General features: G+C 63.6%; 17 protein-coding genes. 9 read left to right on the forward strand and 8 right to left on the reverse strand.

Features of this window, described 5'->3' with window-relative positions; all coding sequences use genetic code 11:
• The first annotated feature begins 329 nt into the window (after positions 1–329).
• The 3 genes from ABDJ40_RS23300 (at position 330) to ABDJ40_RS23310 (ending at position 1,954) form a co-directional block, all read left to right on the forward strand.
• The gene (locus ABDJ40_RS23300; protein WP_347613323.1) at positions 330–1,004 is read left to right on the forward strand and encodes a hypothetical protein; all 675 of its coding nucleotides are present in this window, start codon (positions 330–332) and stop codon (positions 1,002–1,004) included.
• 93 nt (positions 1,005–1,097) lie between these two features.
• Positions 1,098–1,343 (forward strand): hypothetical protein, encoded by a 246-nt coding sequence (locus ABDJ40_RS23305; RefSeq protein WP_347613325.1) that lies wholly within the window; start codon positions 1,098–1,100, stop codon positions 1,341–1,343.
• 14 nt (positions 1,344–1,357) lie between these two features.
• A complete protein-coding gene (locus ABDJ40_RS23310; RefSeq protein ID WP_347613328.1) occupies positions 1,358–1,954 on the forward strand; it encodes a hypothetical protein in 597 nt (198 codons plus the stop codon).
• A 144-nt stretch (positions 1,955–2,098) separates the two neighbouring features.
• Here ABDJ40_RS23310 and ABDJ40_RS23315 read toward each other — a convergent pair whose 3' ends face one another.
• Positions 2,099–2,554 carry a helix-turn-helix domain-containing protein gene (locus ABDJ40_RS23315; protein ID WP_347613330.1) on the reverse strand — a complete coding sequence of 152 codons (456 nt, stop codon included), beginning with the start codon at positions 2,552–2,554 and terminating at the stop codon, positions 2,099–2,101.
• Between ABDJ40_RS23315 and ABDJ40_RS23320 the strand changes: the two genes are divergently transcribed.
• The 5 genes from ABDJ40_RS23320 (at position 2,520) to ABDJ40_RS23340 (ending at position 8,990) form a co-directional block, all read left to right on the forward strand.
• Complete coding sequence (locus tag ABDJ40_RS23320) at positions 2,520–3,647, forward strand: hypothetical protein (protein WP_347613333.1); 1,128 nt, start codon at positions 2,520–2,522, stop codon at positions 3,645–3,647. The two genes, ABDJ40_RS23315 and ABDJ40_RS23320, sit on opposite strands and share 35 nt — an antisense overlap.
• 66 nt (positions 3,648–3,713) lie before the next feature.
• Entirely contained in the window at positions 3,714–4,535 is an 822-nt protein-coding gene (locus ABDJ40_RS23325) for a hypothetical protein (protein ID WP_347613336.1), read from the forward strand.
• A gap of 110 nt (positions 4,536–4,645) precedes the next feature.
• Complete coding sequence (locus ABDJ40_RS23330; protein ID WP_347613338.1) at positions 4,646–5,782, forward strand: Ig-like domain-containing domain; 1,137 nt, start codon at positions 4,646–4,648, stop codon at positions 5,780–5,782.
• 260 nt (positions 5,783–6,042) lie between these two features.
• The gene (locus tag ABDJ40_RS23335; RefSeq protein WP_347613340.1) at positions 6,043–6,402 is read left to right on the forward strand and encodes a helix-turn-helix transcriptional regulator; all 360 of its coding nucleotides are present in this window, start codon (positions 6,043–6,045) and stop codon (positions 6,400–6,402) included.
• Between the two features lie 335 nt (positions 6,403–6,737).
• Positions 6,738–8,990 carry a phage/plasmid primase, P4 family gene (locus ABDJ40_RS23340; protein WP_347613341.1) on the forward strand — a complete coding sequence of 751 codons (2,253 nt, stop codon included), beginning with the start codon at positions 6,738–6,740 and terminating at the stop codon, positions 8,988–8,990.
• Positions 8,991–9,180: 190 nt separating this feature from the next.
• Here ABDJ40_RS23340 and ABDJ40_RS23345 read toward each other — a convergent pair whose 3' ends face one another.
• Complete coding sequence (locus ABDJ40_RS23345; RefSeq protein ID WP_347613343.1) at positions 9,181–9,759, reverse strand: plasmid pRiA4b ORF-3 family protein; 579 nt, start codon at positions 9,757–9,759, stop codon at positions 9,181–9,183.
• A 347-nt stretch (positions 9,760–10,106) separates the two neighbouring features.
• Between ABDJ40_RS23345 and ABDJ40_RS23350 the strand changes: the two genes are divergently transcribed.
• Positions 10,107–11,276, forward strand: a complete 1,170-nt coding sequence (locus tag ABDJ40_RS23350; protein WP_347613346.1) for an HNH endonuclease signature motif containing protein — start codon at positions 10,107–10,109, stop codon at positions 11,274–11,276.
• A gap of 279 nt (positions 11,277–11,555) precedes the next feature.
• Here the strand turns inward: ABDJ40_RS23350 and ABDJ40_RS23355 are convergent, their stop codons facing one another.
• The 6 genes from ABDJ40_RS23355 to ABDJ40_RS23380 all read right to left on the reverse strand — a co-directional run bounded on the left by ABDJ40_RS23355 (position 11,556) and on the right by ABDJ40_RS23380 (position 18,852).
• Positions 11,556–12,047: a hypothetical protein gene (locus ABDJ40_RS23355; protein ID WP_347613348.1), complete on the reverse strand. Its 492-nt coding sequence runs from the start codon at positions 12,045–12,047 to the stop codon at positions 11,556–11,558.
• A 17-nt stretch (positions 12,048–12,064) separates the two neighbouring features.
• The gene (locus tag ABDJ40_RS23360; RefSeq protein WP_347613350.1) at positions 12,065–12,742 is read right to left on the reverse strand and encodes a hypothetical protein; all 678 of its coding nucleotides are present in this window, start codon (positions 12,740–12,742) and stop codon (positions 12,065–12,067) included.
• A 338-nt stretch (positions 12,743–13,080) separates the two neighbouring features.
• Complete coding sequence (locus ABDJ40_RS23365) at positions 13,081–14,577, reverse strand: DUF4150 domain-containing protein (protein ID WP_347613353.1); 1,497 nt, start codon at positions 14,575–14,577, stop codon at positions 13,081–13,083.
• Positions 14,570–16,018, reverse strand: coding sequence for a DUF2169 family type VI secretion system accessory protein (locus tag ABDJ40_RS23370; RefSeq protein WP_347613355.1), 1,449 nt, complete (start codon positions 16,016–16,018; stop codon positions 14,570–14,572). Before ABDJ40_RS23370 ends, ABDJ40_RS23365 begins: the two co-directional genes overlap by 8 nt.
• An 8-nt stretch (positions 16,019–16,026) precedes the next feature.
• Positions 16,027–18,240, reverse strand: coding sequence for a type VI secretion system Vgr family protein (locus ABDJ40_RS23375; RefSeq protein WP_347613357.1), 2,214 nt, complete (start codon positions 18,238–18,240; stop codon positions 16,027–16,029).
• A gap of 309 nt (positions 18,241–18,549) precedes the next feature.
• Positions 18,550–18,852, reverse strand: a complete 303-nt coding sequence (locus ABDJ40_RS23380) for a hypothetical protein (RefSeq protein WP_347613359.1) — start codon at positions 18,850–18,852, stop codon at positions 18,550–18,552.
• Positions 18,853–18,856 lie beyond the last annotated feature (4 nt).

Raw genomic sequence — 18,856 nt, forward strand, 5'->3', positions numbered from 1 at the left:
GGTGATCACTCCTCACACCCCCGCCCAGCTGTGGATATCTCGGGCAGGGTAGGTTGAACACCTGGGTCAAATTTGGATCGGCAGGGCCCTCACGGGTGGGTCAAATTTCAGTCGGCGCCAACATGGCTGGACCACCTGGACAGGCGTCAATCCACTGGCCCGCTGTTCTGCCGCTTCGACCGCGGATGTGACCCCATGCCTGAGGCTCGTTTGGACTCCGCCTGGCTCTCCCAGATCATCAAGCGCCGAATGAAGGATGCGGGCTTTGAGGATGTGGGGCAGTACTCGGCAGAGTCGCTGCGGCGGGGCGGTGCGCAGGAGAAGGTCCGATGACGATCACCCAGGTCTACGTGCCCAACCTTCGTGCTGAGGGGCAGCTGCAGTACGAATCTCGCAGCGGCAAGCGTCGGCAATGGACACCTCTGCACCTGCAGCAAAGCCCACTCGATGGCGCTTGCGGCGTGCATGCCTTGCTTGTCGCCGTTTCTCTGACAACGGGGGTACCTCGTGCGCAGTTGGAGAAATTGTCCGAGGTCACGCGTGGGCAGTGGCATGCGTTCTTTCAGAAGGCGAAGCGCCTGTACTTTGACGGGGCGTCCCCCCGCGACCTGCAAGGCTGTGCGGCTGAGCTGAAGAACGTCCGGACGCGAACCTATCGACCGGGCTCAGTGCAGAAGGCTTACCGCGTCTGCCTGGACGCCATCGAGGCTGGGGGCGTGCCGCTGCTCGGCCTCGACGGACCGTCGATATCGCATTGGAGTGTGGCCGTTGGCTGCGAGATGCGTGCCGGGCAACCGAGTGCCTTGCTATGTCTCGATCCTTCGAAGTGCGAGCCGCGGGGCGGCTTTGCCAATGCCTGGCTGGACCTGAGCAAGGAGCGTCAACCTGCGAAAGGCCGGAAGCTCTACAGCTATCGAGACATCGCTGGAGGCTTGAAGCAGGCTCACATCACCAGCGTGCTGGTTGTGAACGGGCTGGATGCCATCGATGTGCAGGCCAGTTGATTGACTAGGAGTCACCATGCCGCACAGGAGTCACTCGCCAATAAATGATGCTTTTGGTACCCTGCAGAAAATTTCAACAAAAAGGGGTATCAAATGCCGGTTCATGCGGTCACTGTCACTACGCCCGCACTCACCCTCGGCAAGACCGACTTTGTCTTCGAAGTCGTTCAGGACGGGCAAAAGCTGGGCGAGCTTCGCATCTCAAGCGGCGCCGCAGTCTGGTATCGCTCCGGGGTCTCCTACGGAAAGAAGCTGTCGTGGACCAAGCTGGCCGAGCTCTTCGGAGAGCACGGTACGGACAGAGCCGAGACCAAGAAGCGAGCAAGCCGGCAAAGCTGAGGGGAGTCCCTGCCATGGCCCTTACGCCAATCGTGTTCTTTGAATTGGCCACCCCTGGCTTTGCCGCCCCTTGCCCCGATCCACAGTTCCTGGCCATCAAGCTCACCAAGCGACTTGTTGACCGCCTGCGCGTTCTGGCATCGCTTTGCCGCGAGCAGAACCTGGCAAGCGTCGTGGTCGATGGCCAGGGCTTGCCAATCGAGTTCATGGGCATGTCCGTGCTGGAGCCTTCTGCCCAGTTGCATGTCATGGGCGATCAGCTGCTGGTCAGCGTATGGGGGCGTCGGGTTGACGACGGCGGTGATCCCGGCAAGCTCGAACACCTCGCCGATACCTGGCTTATTGCCGTCGCAAGTCTGGCCCACCATCGCGAAGAAGGTCCGCCCGTTGCCTTGCATGCGTGGGAAGAATGGGATGACCCGGATGTGGACCTGGCTCCCTTTGGTGAGCGGGTATACGCAACGCTGCGTACCTTGGGCCTGCTGCCCAAGTATCAGCGCATAGAGTGGTTCGATCCAACCATGGCCACGCTGATGGCTTCGTTGAGTGGCCCCGCCGTGAAACGCTCGAAAAGGCCCGCGCGTGGTGGCGTGATGGCCAGCCTCGGGTGATCAGTGGATCCGCGTTTCCGTGACTACAAAGAACCGGAACGTGATCGCGCTCGTCCAGTAGTGGATCTGTGGAGCCGGCTCAGGCGGAGCTAACGGTGGGTGGTTTTGATCCGCAGGTGAGGGGCCGCAGAGCTTGCTCAGCAATCAGCGATGGGCCTTCTTTGCCGGTGCGGAGTTCTTCTTCCGCGCCGTGGGGTAGGGGCGGGCGGTGCGGGGTGCGCGGGTCAACGTAGGGTCGTACCCACGGTTCTCAGCCAACTGAGGGTCAAGCAGTTCATGGGCTGGAATGCCCACCACGACTGCTAGGCGCTCGATGTTGTCGATGCTGATGTTTCGGGTGCCTCGCTCCAGCGTTCCCACGAATGCGCGGTCCAGGCCGGCCAGGTGAGCGAGTGCCTCCTGCGACAGGCCGCAGTCGATCCGCGCCATCCGAATATTCCTGGCGAAGACAAGACGAAGAGGAAGACCTGACCGGTCATTGGCAGCCTTTGGCATTGCCGGCATCGTCAGCAGGCGATGCGTTTGAATCCACGGTGTTTGAAGCCCTTTAAATAGGAGGATCCTTATGAAACTGATGAAAGTGAATGCCGCAGCGGCCATTGGTGCGCTTGCGTTGATCCTGCTCTCTGGCTGCGGTGCAAAGCCGCCCGGTTGTGCAGATGCGGAAGTGACTGCGACGATGAGGGACCTGCTGCTTGGCGAGAGCAGTCCGGACCCGCTGGTGGAGGCTAGCCGCAGAGCAACCAAGATCGATTTGACGGAGGTCGTGTCTGAGGGCTATCAACGTGACGCTCAAAAGCAGACTTGTCGCGCCAAGCTGGGCCTCTCCCTGGCAAACGGCAAGCAGTTCGAGCAGCTGATCCAGTACTCAACCCAGCGGACGGTGGACGACAAGAGCAGGTTCGTCCTTGCCGTGGAGGATGTCGGCGGGATCCAGATGATGGTGCGGTATGCCATTGACCAGACCGTCAGCCAGCAGCGTTGGAGCGGCACCTGGTCTGGCGAACTCGCGTGCTCCGCAAGTGTGCGTTCGACCGATGCGGGGCCCGAGGCGTTCACCGAGCAGGTCGCCGGTGAGTTCCGCGATGGGCTGCTCCATGTGCCTCTCGCAGGGCGCTACGGCATCAATGAGTTGATCGGGCGGGTGAACGAGGCAGAGCGGACGTTCTCGCTGGGTAACGATGCCACCTCGGGCAAGGCGAATCCTGTGAGGTTGACCTTGTCAGGCGCCTCTACGGATGGCGTACTGACCGGGGCTGGAGAGATCAAGGATCTGTTTGATGGACTCTCCGGATTGCGCCTGCGCTCGTGCCAGGTCCGACTCTCCCGAGGGGCGCCGTCTCGCCCATTGGTAAGTGATGGTGCCGCGGCTCAGGGATGGACTGGACGCTACGTCGGCCGAGGCGATGGTGACGTCGGTCTGGAAGTTGGTACCGCCAAAGCAGACGGGAGCTACCCGGTCAGTCTGAGCACTTCGACCGGGCAGGCCGGCGGTGGGTGCGGCGGAGCTGCCGTCGGTAGTGCTCAGGTGGTGGGCACGGAATTGCATATCAAGGCCATCGACGGGAATCTGTCCTGCCAGGCCGTAGCCAAGCGCGTCGGGCAGACCATTGAGCTGGTCGAAGGGGAAGGCTGCAACGCCTTCCATGGTGCCGCTTGCGGCTTCAGTGCAACCTTGCAACGGGGCAGGTGAGTCGTCGTGTCCCGCAGTGCGATAGCCAGGCTTTGCCCGGATCCGCTGCCACCTCTCGCGGGTGGGGTGGAGCTGTTCATCGTTGAATCGGAGCTGGAATATCCGGACCCGACAGGAGGCGCCTGCGCCGAGCGCGAGCGCAGTGTTTGCGTGCTCGTCCTGATCGCACCTGGCGAAGCGGTCCGACGGCAGATTCGTTCCGAGTCTGCCCGATATGTTGGTGCCCGCTGTCACATCCAAGCGATAGAGGGCAAGGAATGGGCTGCCGCGGCAGCTGACGTCATCCACCAGCGACCCCCAGCCTTTGCCGACATCGTGATGGGACTGCCCGAGTTCTGTGATGAGGTCCGGGAACAGGTAGAGCAACTTCATTCCCTGCTCACGCGGCAAGGAATTCATCGCATGGGCGTTTGGGCTGCGGTGGCGGATCGGCCAGCAGATTGGGCCTCATTGAGCTGCTCTCTTGGCTTTGTCAGACCCGCACAGGGGCCGTCCGAACTTGGCGCGGCGCAGTTGCATGCAGGCTTGACCCAGCTCGGAGCGCCGGGACTTGTCGAGTGTGTGGCCGCCGAGGAAGTCAAGGCCGCACTGGGAACCCCATTGGCGCCGGCGATGTGCCTCACCGCGGACCTGCAAGGCTTGGATGACCTGTTCAATGAGCTCGGCCTACCTGCCGATCGAACGGCCTTGGGGCCTGCCGTGGTCTTCCCGTCAGCACACCTGGGTCTCGCGGGCTACAGGCGCGTCGTGATGCGCTTGCGCTCGATGGGCCTCCTGAACCTGAACGTCGTGGCCTCTCATGGCTTGACCTTGGCGCCCTTGGTCAACGCAAGGGAGCCCCACATGGTCCTGCTGATAGGGCCCAGCGCCATCGATCGGCCGACGTAGGCCTGACCTTTCGCTGCACTTGTCCGCAGCAATCCCGGAACTCTTGCCCTCGCTGCGCCAGGCAGAGGGGGCGATTTGCCGTTTGACCTGGCGACTCAGGAGAGAACAAGATGAAGAACGCGAAATCCAGTTCGCACCCCTACGGGCTGGCCGCAGCCATGGCCTTCGCAGCCGCGTTGGCTGGCTGTGGTGGAGGCGGCGGGGGAGGGGGGAGCGGTGCGCCGGCGACCGTACCTGTGGACACAACGCCGCCAACGCTAGCGGCGAATGCTCAGATCACGCCAACGCCTGGCGCGACCGGCGTGGCCTATGCCGCCACGGTGAGCTTCTCGGCCAGCGAGGCGCTGTCCTCTGCCGACATTCAGCTGCGCTGCGATGGCGCAGCCGTCCCCGGCAAAACAGTGATCGCCGGGGCAGTGGCGACATTCACGCCGACCGCTCCCGGACTGGTGGCCAGCGCGCAGTGCACGGCCACCTTGAATGGTCCTGGCACGAAGGACATGGCGGGCAATGCCTTCGCATCCAATGTGACCCTCGGCAGCTTCACCGTCAGGCCACTCGACTGCCCAACGGCCACCACCAACGAAGCGCCAGCCTACGGTGGGAGCAAGTTGGTCGCGGCGTGTGGCAACGTCTTCATTGACCCTGTCGTGCCAAAGAACCTGTACCCCGGCCTCGTGGCCCTGATGACCTCCGCGAGGGATGCCAACAAGGCCGCATACGGCAGCCTGGTAGCCGCTCTGTCTGACCTGGTGGTTTGCGACAGCAATCCATGCGCTGACTATTTTGCGGGCCCCAGCCACCGCAACACCACGCTGCCGCCGAACACTTATGCGGGGCAGTACGTCACTCCACGCATGACCGTGGTGCTGACCTCGGCGACCTGGAATCGGAATCAGGCAGTGCTGTCGCACGAACTGTCCCATGTCGAGGTGAATGCTCGAATCGGGGCGCAGCACGTGCCAGCATGGTTTGACGAGGGGCTGGCAACCTATATCGGCGGCGAGCCGGATTGCAGTGGTGTGTCTGCCAAGGGCGTTGCCGACTTGCGCACCCTGGACCTCGAATCCACATGGGTGGCGTACACAGGAAATCCGGCGAAGTTCACGCCGACCTATTGCCAGGCGAGGGCGGAGGTGGCGGCATGGATAGCGAAGAACGGCAAGGCGTCGGTGGGCACTCTGTTGCAAGGGGTGGGGCATGGCAAGAGCTTCTCGACCTTGTACGGCGGTCTGCTGACGCAGTGAGCATTGGGGGACCTGGCCAAATGGCACATGGCCAGCTACCCCATGCACCGCTGCATGGGGTAGTCGTCTATGTTGAATTGATCGGGCTGCCGCCGGCTGGGCGCACGTTGGAAGATTGGACAAGGCCCTAAGTTCCACGGCTCGCGGCGGATTGGCGCTTTGGAACATTCCCTGCACCTGCATCTGCCAAGACTTGGCAGGCCCTTGGCGGGATCATGAAGGCACTCGCGAGCCCTTTTCAACAACTTCCGTGAATGCCTATGAGTTCCATCTTTTTGCCTCCTCCGCAGCGGTCGCTGGCTTCCAGTCAGCATCTGCCGGCTCCTTCTCGTAGCGTGCCTGTGCGCCGCAAGGCACCGGCCAAGCCGGTGGTCAGCCGCCAGCTCACGCCGGTGAACCTGTGCAATGCCGAGCATCCGGTCACGGCCCAAGCTGCAGCGCTCCTCGATCCGGTCTTGCGTCTCCCTAAGGTCCTGGAATTGACTGGTTGTGCGCAAAGCACTTGGCTGCGTTACGTCAAGCAAGGCCTGGCTCCGAAAGGCATCCGCCTCGGGCCGAATACGGTCGGCTGGTTTCAATCCAGCATCGTCGCCTGGCTGCAAAGCCGCCCGCAGGCTTGACGAAAGGGCCGCCACGCTGACGGCTTAAATCCCATACCACCCGCCAATCACCACTCAGGTGAGCCGCCGGTGTGGGGTCATGAAGCATGAGCCAAGCGTGAGGCCTGAGCGATGACCTTATCCAACACCTAGCAAGGCTGATCGCGCATCCCCCCCTCGACCGGTGGAGGGGGTGGAAGGCAAGTCGAAGACTTGGTGCTGCAGGTGCTCTTCTTTCTCTGGTTCTAAGAACAAAAAGAAAGACTTCACCGCACACCACACCAAAACCTCCTCCACCTCTTCCACCTGTCGAGGGGGGCGCGCCCAGCACTTCATACTTTTACTTTCGTACTCCCATGAGCAAGACCAAGACCCTGACAAACAATAGTCCTGATCCTGACAGCGAGCAGATGCTGAACTTCAAGCGTTGGCTCCATGGCAATGCCCCGACCTGGTTCCTGACGTTGCCGGAACGCAAGGGCGTGACCAAGGAAAAGCCGCGCAATGCTTTCGGCATCCTGCGCAAGCATCGCGCTGCACTGCTGGCTGCCAATAGGAAGGGCGCAGGCATCTTCATGACCGTCAATACGCTGACCGGCAATGCCCGAAACAATGAGAGCGCCACCGCGGTCAACGCCGTGTTCATCGACATCGATGGGACCATGACTTATGGGGACATCCAGGCATTGAATCCGCAGCCCCACGCCATCGTCCAATCCTCCCGCAAGCGCTATCACGCGTACTGGAAGGTCAAGGACATGCGAGTCGAGGAGTTCACGGCCGTACAAAAGGCGTTGGCACAACGATTCAATACTGACGCCAGCGTCGTCGACGTGGCGCGCGTCATGCGGGTTCCCGGCACGCTGCACTTCAAGACCAAACCTGTGCTTGTCAAGTTGCGGCACATTGACAAGGCGGCCAAGCCGCTGACTGTTGCGGAACTTGTTGAGTCCTTCGAGCTGAAGTTGGACAGCGTGCCTCAAGAAGTTGCCACGAAAGACAAGTCCTCGGTGCAACCCAATATGGACGTCGTCGAAGAAGTCCGTCATGCCCTTTCCGCCATTCCGGTCGCGGATGATCGCCCGACCTGGCTGAATCTGGGAATGGCGATCCACGACGCGCTGCCGAATCAGGAGGGCCTGAAGCTGTGGACGGACTGGAGCCGCAAGTCGAGCAAATTTGACGAGGCAGATCAAATCAAGAACTGGAAGAGCTTCCGGCGTGGCGGTGGTGTTTCGAAGTCCACGTTGTTCGCCATGGCCCGTGAGCATGGGTGGCAGCATACCGAGCCCGAGTCCTTGCCCACCGACGAGTTTGGCTTGGTGGAAGAGTTTTCCAGGCGGATCAGCGACAAGCTCTGTTACGACCCGACCTGCAAGAAGTGGATGGTGTTCGAGCAGCCGACCTGGCTCATTGACGATGCTCGAGTCAATGCCGGTGCGCAGACCGTTGTTGAGGCCCTGAGCCGTGAAGCCAAGGGCTCCGGCAACCCGGTCGTCCAGCAACTCGTCAAGCGATTCGCCAACCCCAGCGGTGTGCGTCGTCTGCTGAGCGATGCGGCCGACAAGCCTGCTCTCAACATTCATCGCACTGAATTCGACACCTCGCAGTACTTGCTCGCCGTTGCCAATGGCGTGATCGACTTGCGCACTGGGACGTTTCGCCCGGGGCTGCCGCAGGATCGGCTGATCCGCCGCGCACCGACCGCGTACGACCCTGCCGCGCCTTGCCCGCGCTTCGAGGCGTTCATCCGTTTTGTGACCCGCGAACGCAAGCTCTATGCGAGGTTCTTGCAGCGTGCCCTCGGGTATACGCTCTTCGGCCATGCGAACGAGCACGTGTTCTTCGTGGTCTTTGGCCGCACGCGCAACGGCAAAGGCACGCTGTTTCGCATCCTCATGGCGGTCTTGGGGGACTTCATCACGGCGGTGTCGCCGAACTTGCTGAGCAAGGCGTACTCCGGCAATCCCAACGGTCCCACGCCGGCCATCATGGCCCTGCATGGCGGGCGCATGTTCCAGTGCAGCGAAGGCGAAGAGCGGCATCGCTTCGATACCGCGTTCATGAAGCAAGTCGCGGGCAATGATCTGCTGACCGCCCGCCCCAACTTTGGCGAGCAAGTGCAGTTCACCGCGATCGGCAAGTTCTGGATTTCGGCTAACCACTTGCCTGACGTTCCTGCCCAGGACGACGCCATGTGGGAGCGGTACCGGTTGCTTCCCTTCGAAGGAACGGTTGAATCGAGGGTTGAAGGCTTTGAGAACGCTCTTCAAGAGGAAGCGTCGGGCATCTTGAACTGGCTGGTCGAAGGTGCCAAGACCTATGCCAGTGAAGGGCTCGGCAATTGCAAGGTGGTGGAGAGGGCGACCCAGCGCGCGAGGGGTGCCGGGGACTCGGTGAAGGCCTGGATCGACGAGAGTTGCATCGTTGACGCCGATGCGCGCTTGCAATCCAGTCTCGGATACGAGTCTTACCGGAAGCTCTGCAAGTTGAACGGCGTGCAACCCATGGCGGTCCAGAAGTTCCGTTCGGCTATGGCCGACAAGGGCTATGCCCACGATAGGACCAAGCATCACAACTGCTTCAAAGGGGTGAAGTTGCGCGATTGATGGCGGTCGGTGGGCCCGTGCGCCCACCGACATGCTCATTTGATCAGGGCTGATGCATCGCGCACCCGCGGATAGGCAAGGCTCATTCCGAAAGAGTCGCGTTCGCTAGATCGCCCGAACGGCCTGGTCGAGCGGGTGATCCGTATGCTCAAGACGAACGTCCAGCCAGCCCCTCATGACTTCGCTAGGCTCAACGAAGCTTGCGGATCGCCATATTGGCGGCATTGATGCTGAAGGCCCTGGCGTCGAAGGGCCCGCCCCACCAACGCCAATAGTCCGAATGCTGCTCATGCCGCGTGTTGTGCATGGCCTCAAGGAAGTCCATGTAGCCCGGCGGCCCGCCCACATCCTCCGGCGGGCAGGCGTTCTCGCCAGCCAGGCACATGGCCCAGTCGTTGTGGCCGTCCTGGATCGGTAGCCGCTCCTCGACCGTGATGCGGTGATCCCAGCCATCGCCGAAGTCGTAGCTGTAGAGGAACTCGCTGACCTGCTCGCCGAGCACAGCACCGACGGTGAACTTGCGCTCGTCAAGGACGTCACTGCTGCCCCAGTCGTCATTGGGCATGCCATAGCGTCGCTGCTCGATCTGCCATTCGTGCAGGTGGCTGTTGGTCCAGCCCATGGCCGCCTGGACGAGGCGGTCCAACTTGGCGAGTTTGACGGTGTCGGGCACGAGGATGCGCCGCCAGATCAGTGGCTCGATGTGCTGCAGCTCGATGCGCAGTTGGTAAGCGAATTGGGGCTTGGCGCGCTGGAACTTGGTGCTCATCAGCCAAGTGTCGCAGCACTGCTGTGTCTCTGCCGTTGCAGCAGCTCGGCAATGCTAGTGCCCATATGGCCGGTAAGTCACTCCAACACATCGCGGATGTAGACATGAGGCTTAGACCCATTGCGCTTTGTTAGGTGCAAATTCCGGTCGACTTGACTACCCGTGCCGGTTCAAGTTTGCCGCTTCAGGACGGGCCGGACTAGGATGGGGTCAGTCATTCGCTTCACAACGGCTAGTGTCGGTGGCCGCCGGAACCGGCCGCTCATTTCTGCCTCGGCTTGCGGCCATAGTGCTTTGGTAGGGCTGGAGGGGGGGCAGCGCACATCGACTCTCATATAGTTCTACGCATGAATGGAAACCGGATCGAGATAGCGCTGATCGCGCGCGGCATGCCAAGCGACCAGGCCGCTCACTTGCGCGCTCGTGGTTGGACTGCTGCCAAGCTCAAAACCGCGAAGGATGCAGAACTGAGCGCACTGGGCATTTCCGAGGCGGTCATGAGAAATCTGCGCGCAGGGGCCAGGCCCGCGATCCCGTCCAACATCCTGAATCAGGTGCTGTATGCAAACCGTTGGGCCTGCTGTGTCTGCCGAACCCCAGGTCGGCCAGTCATCGTGCACCATATCGAGCCTTGGGCGAAGACTCGTGACCACACGGCGGGGAACCTGGCCGTGTTGTGCGCCGAGCACCACGGTGAAGCCCACTCGACGCACGACCTACAGATCTCACTGACGGCGGCTCGGCTGCGCGACTTCAAGCGGCGTTGGGAAGAACAGGCTGGGCGAGACGACGCACAAGCGATCCAGATGGGCACTCAGCTGCAGTCTGATCAGTGGAACTACTTCAATCACCTGCGTTTGGCCGAGCTTGCGCGTGCAAACGGTGTTGATCTCGCCAGCTTGCCGGGGCGAGTACAAGCCGAGCGTGCTGGCGTGTGCAACGAGGATGGCGACATAACTGCGACAGCGCCAGACGGCGGCTATATCTACGACGGCTCGCATTGCATGGCACTCTATCGGTACGCCAAGGCGATGCTCTATGAACTGCTAAGCCGTACGGCAGTCAGGAACATTTCCGACGATCTGGATCGTGGTCCCTTGAGGGCAGCCATGCTGCCGGGCGACCTTGTCTATGTTCAGGGTCGCCACATTTTCGAAGACATTCCGCAAGCGCCAGCGAGCATGCAGGCTGTCCGCGCCCGGCGATCAGCCAACCGCGTGGAGATCACCTTCGACTTCGACCGCCGAGAAGCAACCTCCAATTCGGCGTGGACCGGCTGGCTGCGCGGTGCGCAAGACATCGGCAGCCTCGTGCAGGTCAAGACGTTAAAGCGTGGGGACGGGGGCAAGCTGCACATCAGCTGTACCGTGATCGGCATGCGGAGTGCCTTGGAGGGTCTGAAGACGCGCACCTATGAAGCGGGGCTCTACAAAGCCGGCTTGATCAGGCCCTTCGGCAGCTGGGACGATGAAGAGCCCAATGACATCGGCGAATGGGACGGCGCCGATGCCGAATAGATGCAGCTCAGAAAAGGTGCCCGCGGCTTTAATGGCCGGAGCGTGGCAGTCGGGCAGCTAGATTACCGCCCGGCAAGCTGACCGACGTGAGCTACCGGTCCTGGTCATAAGCGGCAGTACGGGCTGCTTCTAGGTAGGACTGCAAACGCTGCATTGCTGCCCATCGCGCATTTGCCGCACACCGGCCAGTCGGGCCATCCCACCGCCGGCAATCCAATCAATGGGCAAGCGCCCCAGCTCTCTCCCTGGTCGCGCAAGACCCAAGCCCCTGCTGCCGATTCACACCAGCAGTTCACTCCCCAGCCGCACAGCGCGCACCTGCTCCAGCCCAGCCAGACACTCGCGCCACAGCAGCTCCAGCACCAAGCCCTCCTCCAGGAAGAACGTCTGCCGGCGATCCCCTGCGGCGACTGCAGCTGGATCCAGGCCCAGGCCTCCCACCTGCAGCTTCTGTGCGGCCGATGCGGGCGTCTCGTTGGCAGGATCCAGTCCAAAGGGCAGCGCATGCGTCCAGAGCCCGCTCACAACGTCAGCCCTCCACTGGAGGCTGCGGATCAGCCACCGATCCACGTCTCCCACGGCGACCTCTCCCGCATGCGGGTGCACCAGCTGCAGACTCAGGCCGAGATGCTCATGGTGAACCGACGTCGGTGGCTCCGGCATCAGGACGTGCGCTTCCTGCCCCAAGGCGTGGCAGCACAAGCCCAGAAGGGCAGCCACGCCACGCCGCCACACGGCATGACAGAGCGCATCCGCCTGTTCCGCGTTCAAGCCTTGCTGAAGTGCCGTCACGGGGTGGCGCCAGCGATGGGTCCGCCAATGGGCGGATTGTCTGGATGGTGGATGCGGGTCCACGACTGCCCGTCAAAGCGCGCGATGTCCTTGGGCCCGATGGACCACAGCACCCCCTCCACGCTGTCCACGATGTTGGCGTCCTGCAGCTCCGGCACCAGGCCGGTCACCACCGGCCGGATCCCTGCGGCTGCATCGGCCGGGTCGTACACGAACAGCCCCAGGTTCGATCCCAGGTAGGCCCGGCCCTCGAAGAGCGTCACGCTCAGGAAGAGCTGGTTGTCATCCACCGTGGAGAGGCTGCGGAAGCCGTCCCGCGCATTGCCCAGCAGCAGTGTGCCGTTGGAGCCGCACAGCCAGATGCGGTCCTTGGATTCGACGTGAATGTTGGTGATGCGCTCGGCCACTTCGGGCAGAGGCAGCCGCAGCCATCGCGAGCCGTCCCAGTGATACACGAGGGGCGGCAGCCCACTGGCCGACAGGCAGCCCACCAGGTAGATGTCCGATTCATCGGGGCCATGGATGGCCCGGGGGAGGATGCGCTCCGAGACATCTGGTGCCTGCAGCAAGCCCTGGTCCATGTGCTCCCACTGGTTCGGCGCCACCCGCTTGTAGACCTGTCCGGCGCCGCCGCAGGCGTAGAGGTGCTCGCCGATCTGCCGCAGATCGCTCATGTACCCCCAGCCAGTTGCATCGGGAGAGTTCACGCCCGCGCCGGGGATTTTTTCAAGATTCTCATCGTCATCCGTCAGCACCAAGTTGCCTTCATCTGAAAGTGCTGCGAAGTACCTGAGTCCATCAGTCGAACGTCTCCATACCGCAATTGCAACTACGACGTAGTCCTCTTCGAAAAACGACCAGAGATGCTCTCCTTGCTCGTCGTAGAGAACCACTCTTGTGTAAGGGTAGTGGGACGACAAGTTGTCCATAGCGCCAGATAGGGCGATGTAGTCGGACGTCATCGCCCTACCGGTCCGAAAAGTGGTGACTGGCTTCATTTCAAAATCCCTACCTACCGACCGCGCGTCTTGCGGCCAGCCTTATGTGTGTCGCCTCGCTCCAGCGTCGCCCGCGCCTGACTGTCCTTCGACGGCGGCTGCTGCGTCGTTCGGCCATACTGGGACCGATCCACACCCTTGAAGGCCTCATCGACCTTGTTCTTGACCTCGTCGCCGCAATGAGGCTTGACCTTGGAGACCTCCTCAACGGAAATGTCCAGGATCTCGCTCAACGGCGCTGTGCCCAGCGGGCCATTGTCAGTTCGCTTGCCGGCTGCGGCCACGCGCGGGTCTGTCCCCTCGTGGGCCTGGTTGTGCTCACTGCCCACGGCCTTGGACCCTCCGCTCAGGCAGATAGAGGGACCGTCAGCCAGGCTGGGCATGCCCGGGATCCGGTCCTGACCCTTCGCGCCCTTGCCGCGGGATCCATACCGCAGCGCGTAGTCAGGAACGATGTGGTGAGCTTGCTGGCCGGCGGGGCACTTCTGGTCCTTGTACGGTTTGATGCCGCAGCCCGCGTCTCCGCCGGAGCCACTCCCCTGCACATGAAACCCGTCCCCGCCCCCGCTGGGTGATTCCGGCTTGCCCTTCTTCCCGGACTCCTCTTTCTTCCCCTGATCCTTCGCCTTGCGCTTCTTCCCCGGCAGCAGCCGCGTGATCTTGTCCAGCTTGGACATGACCATCCGCTCGGCATAGGCCATCCCCAGTGCCATGGCATCCGGCGTCTTGCCCGTCAGCACGAACTCCGCCGCGGCATCCAGCGCAGTGGCGCCCGTCTCCGCCGCGCCGCCCACGGCCGACACGCCGCCGCCGACCGCGGCCGTGGCCCCGCCACCGGCGACCATCAGTCCCCCCGGCGCCGCCAGAATGCCCGAAGCCACCATGCCCCCGCCCACGGCCATGGTGCCGCCGCCCGCCGTGGCAATCGTGCCTCCGGTGTCCATCGCATCGCCCGCGAACTGGTGAAGCGGGGCTGACAGCTTGTCCTTGTAGTCCTGCGCCAGTTCCCTGGCCTTGGCCTTGGCGGACTGCAGCGCATCCTCCCAGAAGCTGTGCTCCTCCGACGTCTGCGCCCGCGTGGCCGAGCCCGTCGTGCCGGACAGCTTGGGAACCACGCCAGCCGTGGCCGCCACCGCGACATAGACGCCCGGATTGTTGCCCCCGTTCATCGTGCACGGATCCCCTGCCCGGATCACCGGCTTGCCGCCCACCTTGACCGTCGTGGAACCCTTGCCCGGCTTGACTTCACCGCTGACGGTGCCGCTCTTGACGCCCTTGGCCACGCCCGGGCTGTCGCCCTTGCAAGTGGGCTGCGTGGTCTGGTTCAGCACATACGCCGGCTTGCCATTGAGACGCACGCTCGGCACGGTGGCCGTGCTGTTGTCCAGCGCCGCCACCGTGGGATAGGGCAAGGGCGGCGTCGAACTCCCCACCGGCGTCTTGTTGAAGGACGGTGCGGTGGACACCGCCTTGATCACCGTGTCCTTGCGAGCGCCCAGCATGCTAGCCATGGAGGACCTCCCGTTCAGCTTCGCCGTCCGGCGCCGACGCCAGGAACTCGCGCCAGGCCTGGGTGTCCCGCATCAGCTGCTGCCACTGGGCGGGGGCGTAGCTACGGGCCTCGACCTTGCGGATCGGGTCCTCCTCGTCCTTGGCCAGGATGGCACGCCAGACCAGCGACACCGTGCACTTCTCGGTGTCGACGACGAGTGTGTCCAGGCTGGCCTGGTGGTAGAACAGTTCCCCGGACGCCATGCGCACCGTCAGGGCGATCTGGTGCCCAGGCAGCGCAAGGCGCAAGCGCGTGCCCTGGGCCAGGGCGTCCGCTGCGGGCTGGTCGGTCGGGCAGAGGTTGAGCAGCTCCAGGCGCTCATCCCCTGCCAGGTGCTCGGTCTGCTGATCCGGCCATGCGGCGTTCCACACGGCAAAGTCGAAGTCCTGCGGCAGCACCTCTTCGCTGGCTGCAAAGCGCTCGTCAACGGTGCCGGCCAGCTTCGCCCGCTCGGGATGCCCCTTGGGCCGCACGCCCAAGCCGGCAACAAGCTCAGAACCATCGCCCTTGTTGCCGTGCATCACGCGTTCCAGGTCCCGGGCACTTACCGGCCGTGAGGGACTTTCCAGGCGGGGTGCTGCGATCCGGCTGAGCCGCTCGGCCCTGACAAACCACGATCGTGCAAAGCCCTTGCCCGCGGGATTCGCGGCACAGGCCTCGACGCGCAGCACTTGGGAGGCGGAGCCGGGCGCGCCACTGGCGCGGGTGCCACGTTGCTTCAATGATCTCGCTGCCGGCGTGCCCGCCAGGATGCGGTTGAGTCCTCCCCAGGACTGTCCCAGGTCCAAGGGAACGGGCGTGGTCGCAGCGCTCGACACCAGCCGCCAGCGAGGCCAACGTAGCAGCCCCAATGAGCCCACGCGCAGCAAGGCGCCCACCAGGCGTACTGGCGCGCGAGGGCGAACGAAGGCGCGAGGTCCATGCACGAGAAGGGACTTGCTCACCAGCTTCTCGCCTTCAGGCGTGCGCGCCCGGGCGGCCTCGCAGGCACGTTCCCAGTCGCGCAGGGCTTCGGGGCTGGGCGCCATGAAGGGATTGAGTCCTCGGGGCCGGGGTGGCAGTACCAACTCGGCGGCCGGCTTGCTCAGTGTCAGGCGCACAGGGAAGCTGCTCATGCGTGACGCCTCGTCTGCAGGTGGATAGGCCAGGCCTTTGACGATGACGTCGCAGCGGGGCTTGAAATGGCACAGGTCCGACTCCTGCACCACGGCGCCGCCGTCCTCGGGCGCGAGGTGTTCATCCTCCTCGCACAGCGCTTCCTGCTCGTCGGCAAACTCAAGCATCCCTGCGCGCTGCCAGCTCAGCGTCTGCCTCAGCACCACCACATGAAAGCCTTGCTGGTGCTGGTCGATGCCCTGGAATGCCAACGCCGGGAAGGGCGTCTGGTTCTCGAATTCCATGACGTGGCTCAGTTGATGTCCACGTCTTTGCCGTTGATGGCAACCGGACCGCTGGCGGAGAAGTTGAATCGCGTGCCGTTGATCAGCACAGTTCCGTCGGCCTTCATCACCAACTCGGCCTTGCCCACCGTGATGGACAGCTCCTCGCCAGCGGTGATCTTGTATTGCTGGCCCACATCACTGGTCTTGCTCAGCCCCACCTGCTCCATCTGCTGCAGCGCCACGGTGGTGTTCATCAGCCCACCCACGGTCGTCTGGTAGGCCCCACCCACCGTCAGCGCCTTGGCCAGCCCGATCGTCTCCGCCTTCGCCAGCGTGATCGTCTCGGTCTTCATGCCGCCGATCGTCACACTGCGATTCGACCCAATGCTCACCGTCTGGTTCTGCCCGACGGTGATGGTCTCGTTCTGCCCCACGTCCTCCGTGCGGTTGTCTCCCACGCTGATCGTCTCGTTGTGGTCCACCCGCTCCTTGCGGTCGTTGTGCACCGTGATCGTCTCGTCGTGGTCCACGGTCTCGGTGCGGTCGTGCTTGACGTGCACCGTCTCGTCGTGGTCGATGGTCTTGCTGCGGTCGTGGCCCACCCAGTGGCTCTCGTCGTGCTCGACCTCGATGCGCTGGTCCTTCTCGGCGTGCAGCCAGACCTCTTCCTGGCCCTTCTTGTCCTCGAAGCGGATGGCGTTGGCGTTCTCGTAGCCGCCGCCCTTGCTGGAGCGGCTGAGCATGCCGGTCTGCGTCTTGTTGGCCGGCAGCTCCCAGGGCGGCATATTGTCCTGGTTGTAGACGCGACCCGTGATCAGCGGGCGGTCCGGGCTGCCGTCCAGGAACTGCACCAGCACCTCCTGCCCGATGCGCGGGATCGCCACGAAGCCGAAGTTGCTGCCCGCCCAGGTCGAGGCCACGCGCACCCAGGCGCTGCTCTTGTCGTCAAACGTGCCCTCGCGGTCCCAGTGGAACTGCACGCGCACGCGGCCGTATTCGTCGGTGTGGATCTCCTCGCCCGCGGGGCCCACCACGATGGCGGTCTGCAGGCCGTAGATCTTGGGCTCGATGGAGTTGTGGCTGCGCCCCGGGCGCCAGGGCACCTTCTTGCGCAGGCAGCTCAGCTGGGCCTGGTAGTGCGAGACCTGACCCTGCTGGGTCTCGAAGTTGTTGCTCGCGCTGTGGCGCACCTCCAGCACGAGGAAGCTGGTGTCGTCGCCGTCGTCCACCAGGCCGAAGCTCTCGCTCATCACGTGGCCGGTGAGCTGGAAGTAGCGGCCGGGCTGCATGCCGCGGTAGTCGGACACGGCCACGAAGTGCTTGGCCGCGGCCTCGATCTCTTCCATGCGGCGGCGCACGTAGTCGCGGCCCGCGCCGGCGTCGGCATAGCCGTAGGCACCGGCGTACTCGTAGACCTCGAGCGGGGGGATGTCCCCCTGCTGGTTCAGCGTGGGCGTGTCCGCCATCTGCGGGCGCGGGCGCTTGAAGTCGAAGCTGGACGCGCTGAAGGACGTGCTGGCCACATTGCGCACGGGGGTCAGGCCTTGCACGCCGGGCTCGCGCACGCCGGCGTCACCCTTCCAAGGCACGGCCGCGCCGCCGTCCAGGGGCTCGCAGGCTGTCGAGTCACCGCTGATCACGAGCGTGTGGCCGGCCTTGCTGTGCTCGTACCAGTAGTGCCAGCCCAGGGCCTCCCAGCGGCGGTGCAGGTAGTTGTAGTTGCTCTCGTCGAACTGGCAGGCGTCCGTCATCACCGGGTCGCTGCCCAGCTGCTGGCTGCGCCAGTCGGCGTGCGGGCATTCGCCCAGCAGCTGCGCGGTCTGCTGCTCCACCGTCTTGAAGTGGAAGAGCCGGTTGTTGCGCGTCAGGCGCAGGAAGGCGAGCCAGGGCAGGAGCACCATGTCGTAGTACGCGAAGCCGCCCTCGTTCTTGACGAAGCGGAATTCGAAGACATGGCCGTTGAAGAAGCGCGCGCTGCCGTCGTCCCGCAGCAGCTCGATGCTCACCATCTTGCCCAGCACGTCCTTCAGCGCGATGTCCGGCTGGTCCGACAGCACCTCCACCACGAAGTGGAAGTCGCGGGACAGGCCCTCGGTGGCGTCCAGGCGGTTGGCCACCATCAGCGCGTCCGGCCCGTCCTCCCGCGGGAAGTGCAGCTGCAGCAGCCGCGCGTTCTGGCGTTGGCCCCGGATGAATTGCAGCAGCGCGCCGCTGGCTTCGCTCAGCGCTTGTGATGACATGGCTTTCCTCCCTGCGCCAGGACGGGCTCACAGAACCGGACTGGCTGGGCAGCGCGCTCGGGGAGGCGCTGCGTTGTGTGTGCTTCGCTGGGACAGGCCTGCGGCAACGCCAAGGCCCTCTCCTGGAAGCCGGCCGATTCTTGCAAGCAGCCTGGCCATCGTCCGCAAGGAGATGCTTCTCAGGGAAACCAGTTGTTGCAGACAACAGGAGGCGTAACAGCAAAGAGGCTTGCCCCCCTGATCAGAGGGGCAAGTGCGGGGGGAAGTGCACGCTCAAGTCCTGAGCGGCTGAGCCTCGCCCACATGACTTCAGGAATCAATGACTTGATCGCGCTCGGCCAGTCTTGGCGCGGACAGGCCGGAAGCGGAGGCGCCTATGGGGACGGGCGGGCAGAGGCATTCGTCGGCGATTGCCAGTCGGGCAGAGATGTCGGATTGAGGCTGATCTGAGTCATTCGCGTTCGGCGGGCCGAGCGGTCGCTTCCGCTCGTCATCGGACACTGGGCCGTTGCTCGGATAGCGACGAGCCGTCGACAGGACACCGCTAGCCTGTGCGAACATCAAACTGTTGCAGTCTGAAAGACGCAAACGGGAAATGGCCTGTGCAGACATGTGG

Origin of the sequence: Roseateles flavus (genome assembly GCF_039872765.1) — a bacterium.
GTDB lineage: Bacteria > Pseudomonadota > Gammaproteobacteria > Burkholderiales > Burkholderiaceae_C > Roseateles_B > Roseateles_B flavus.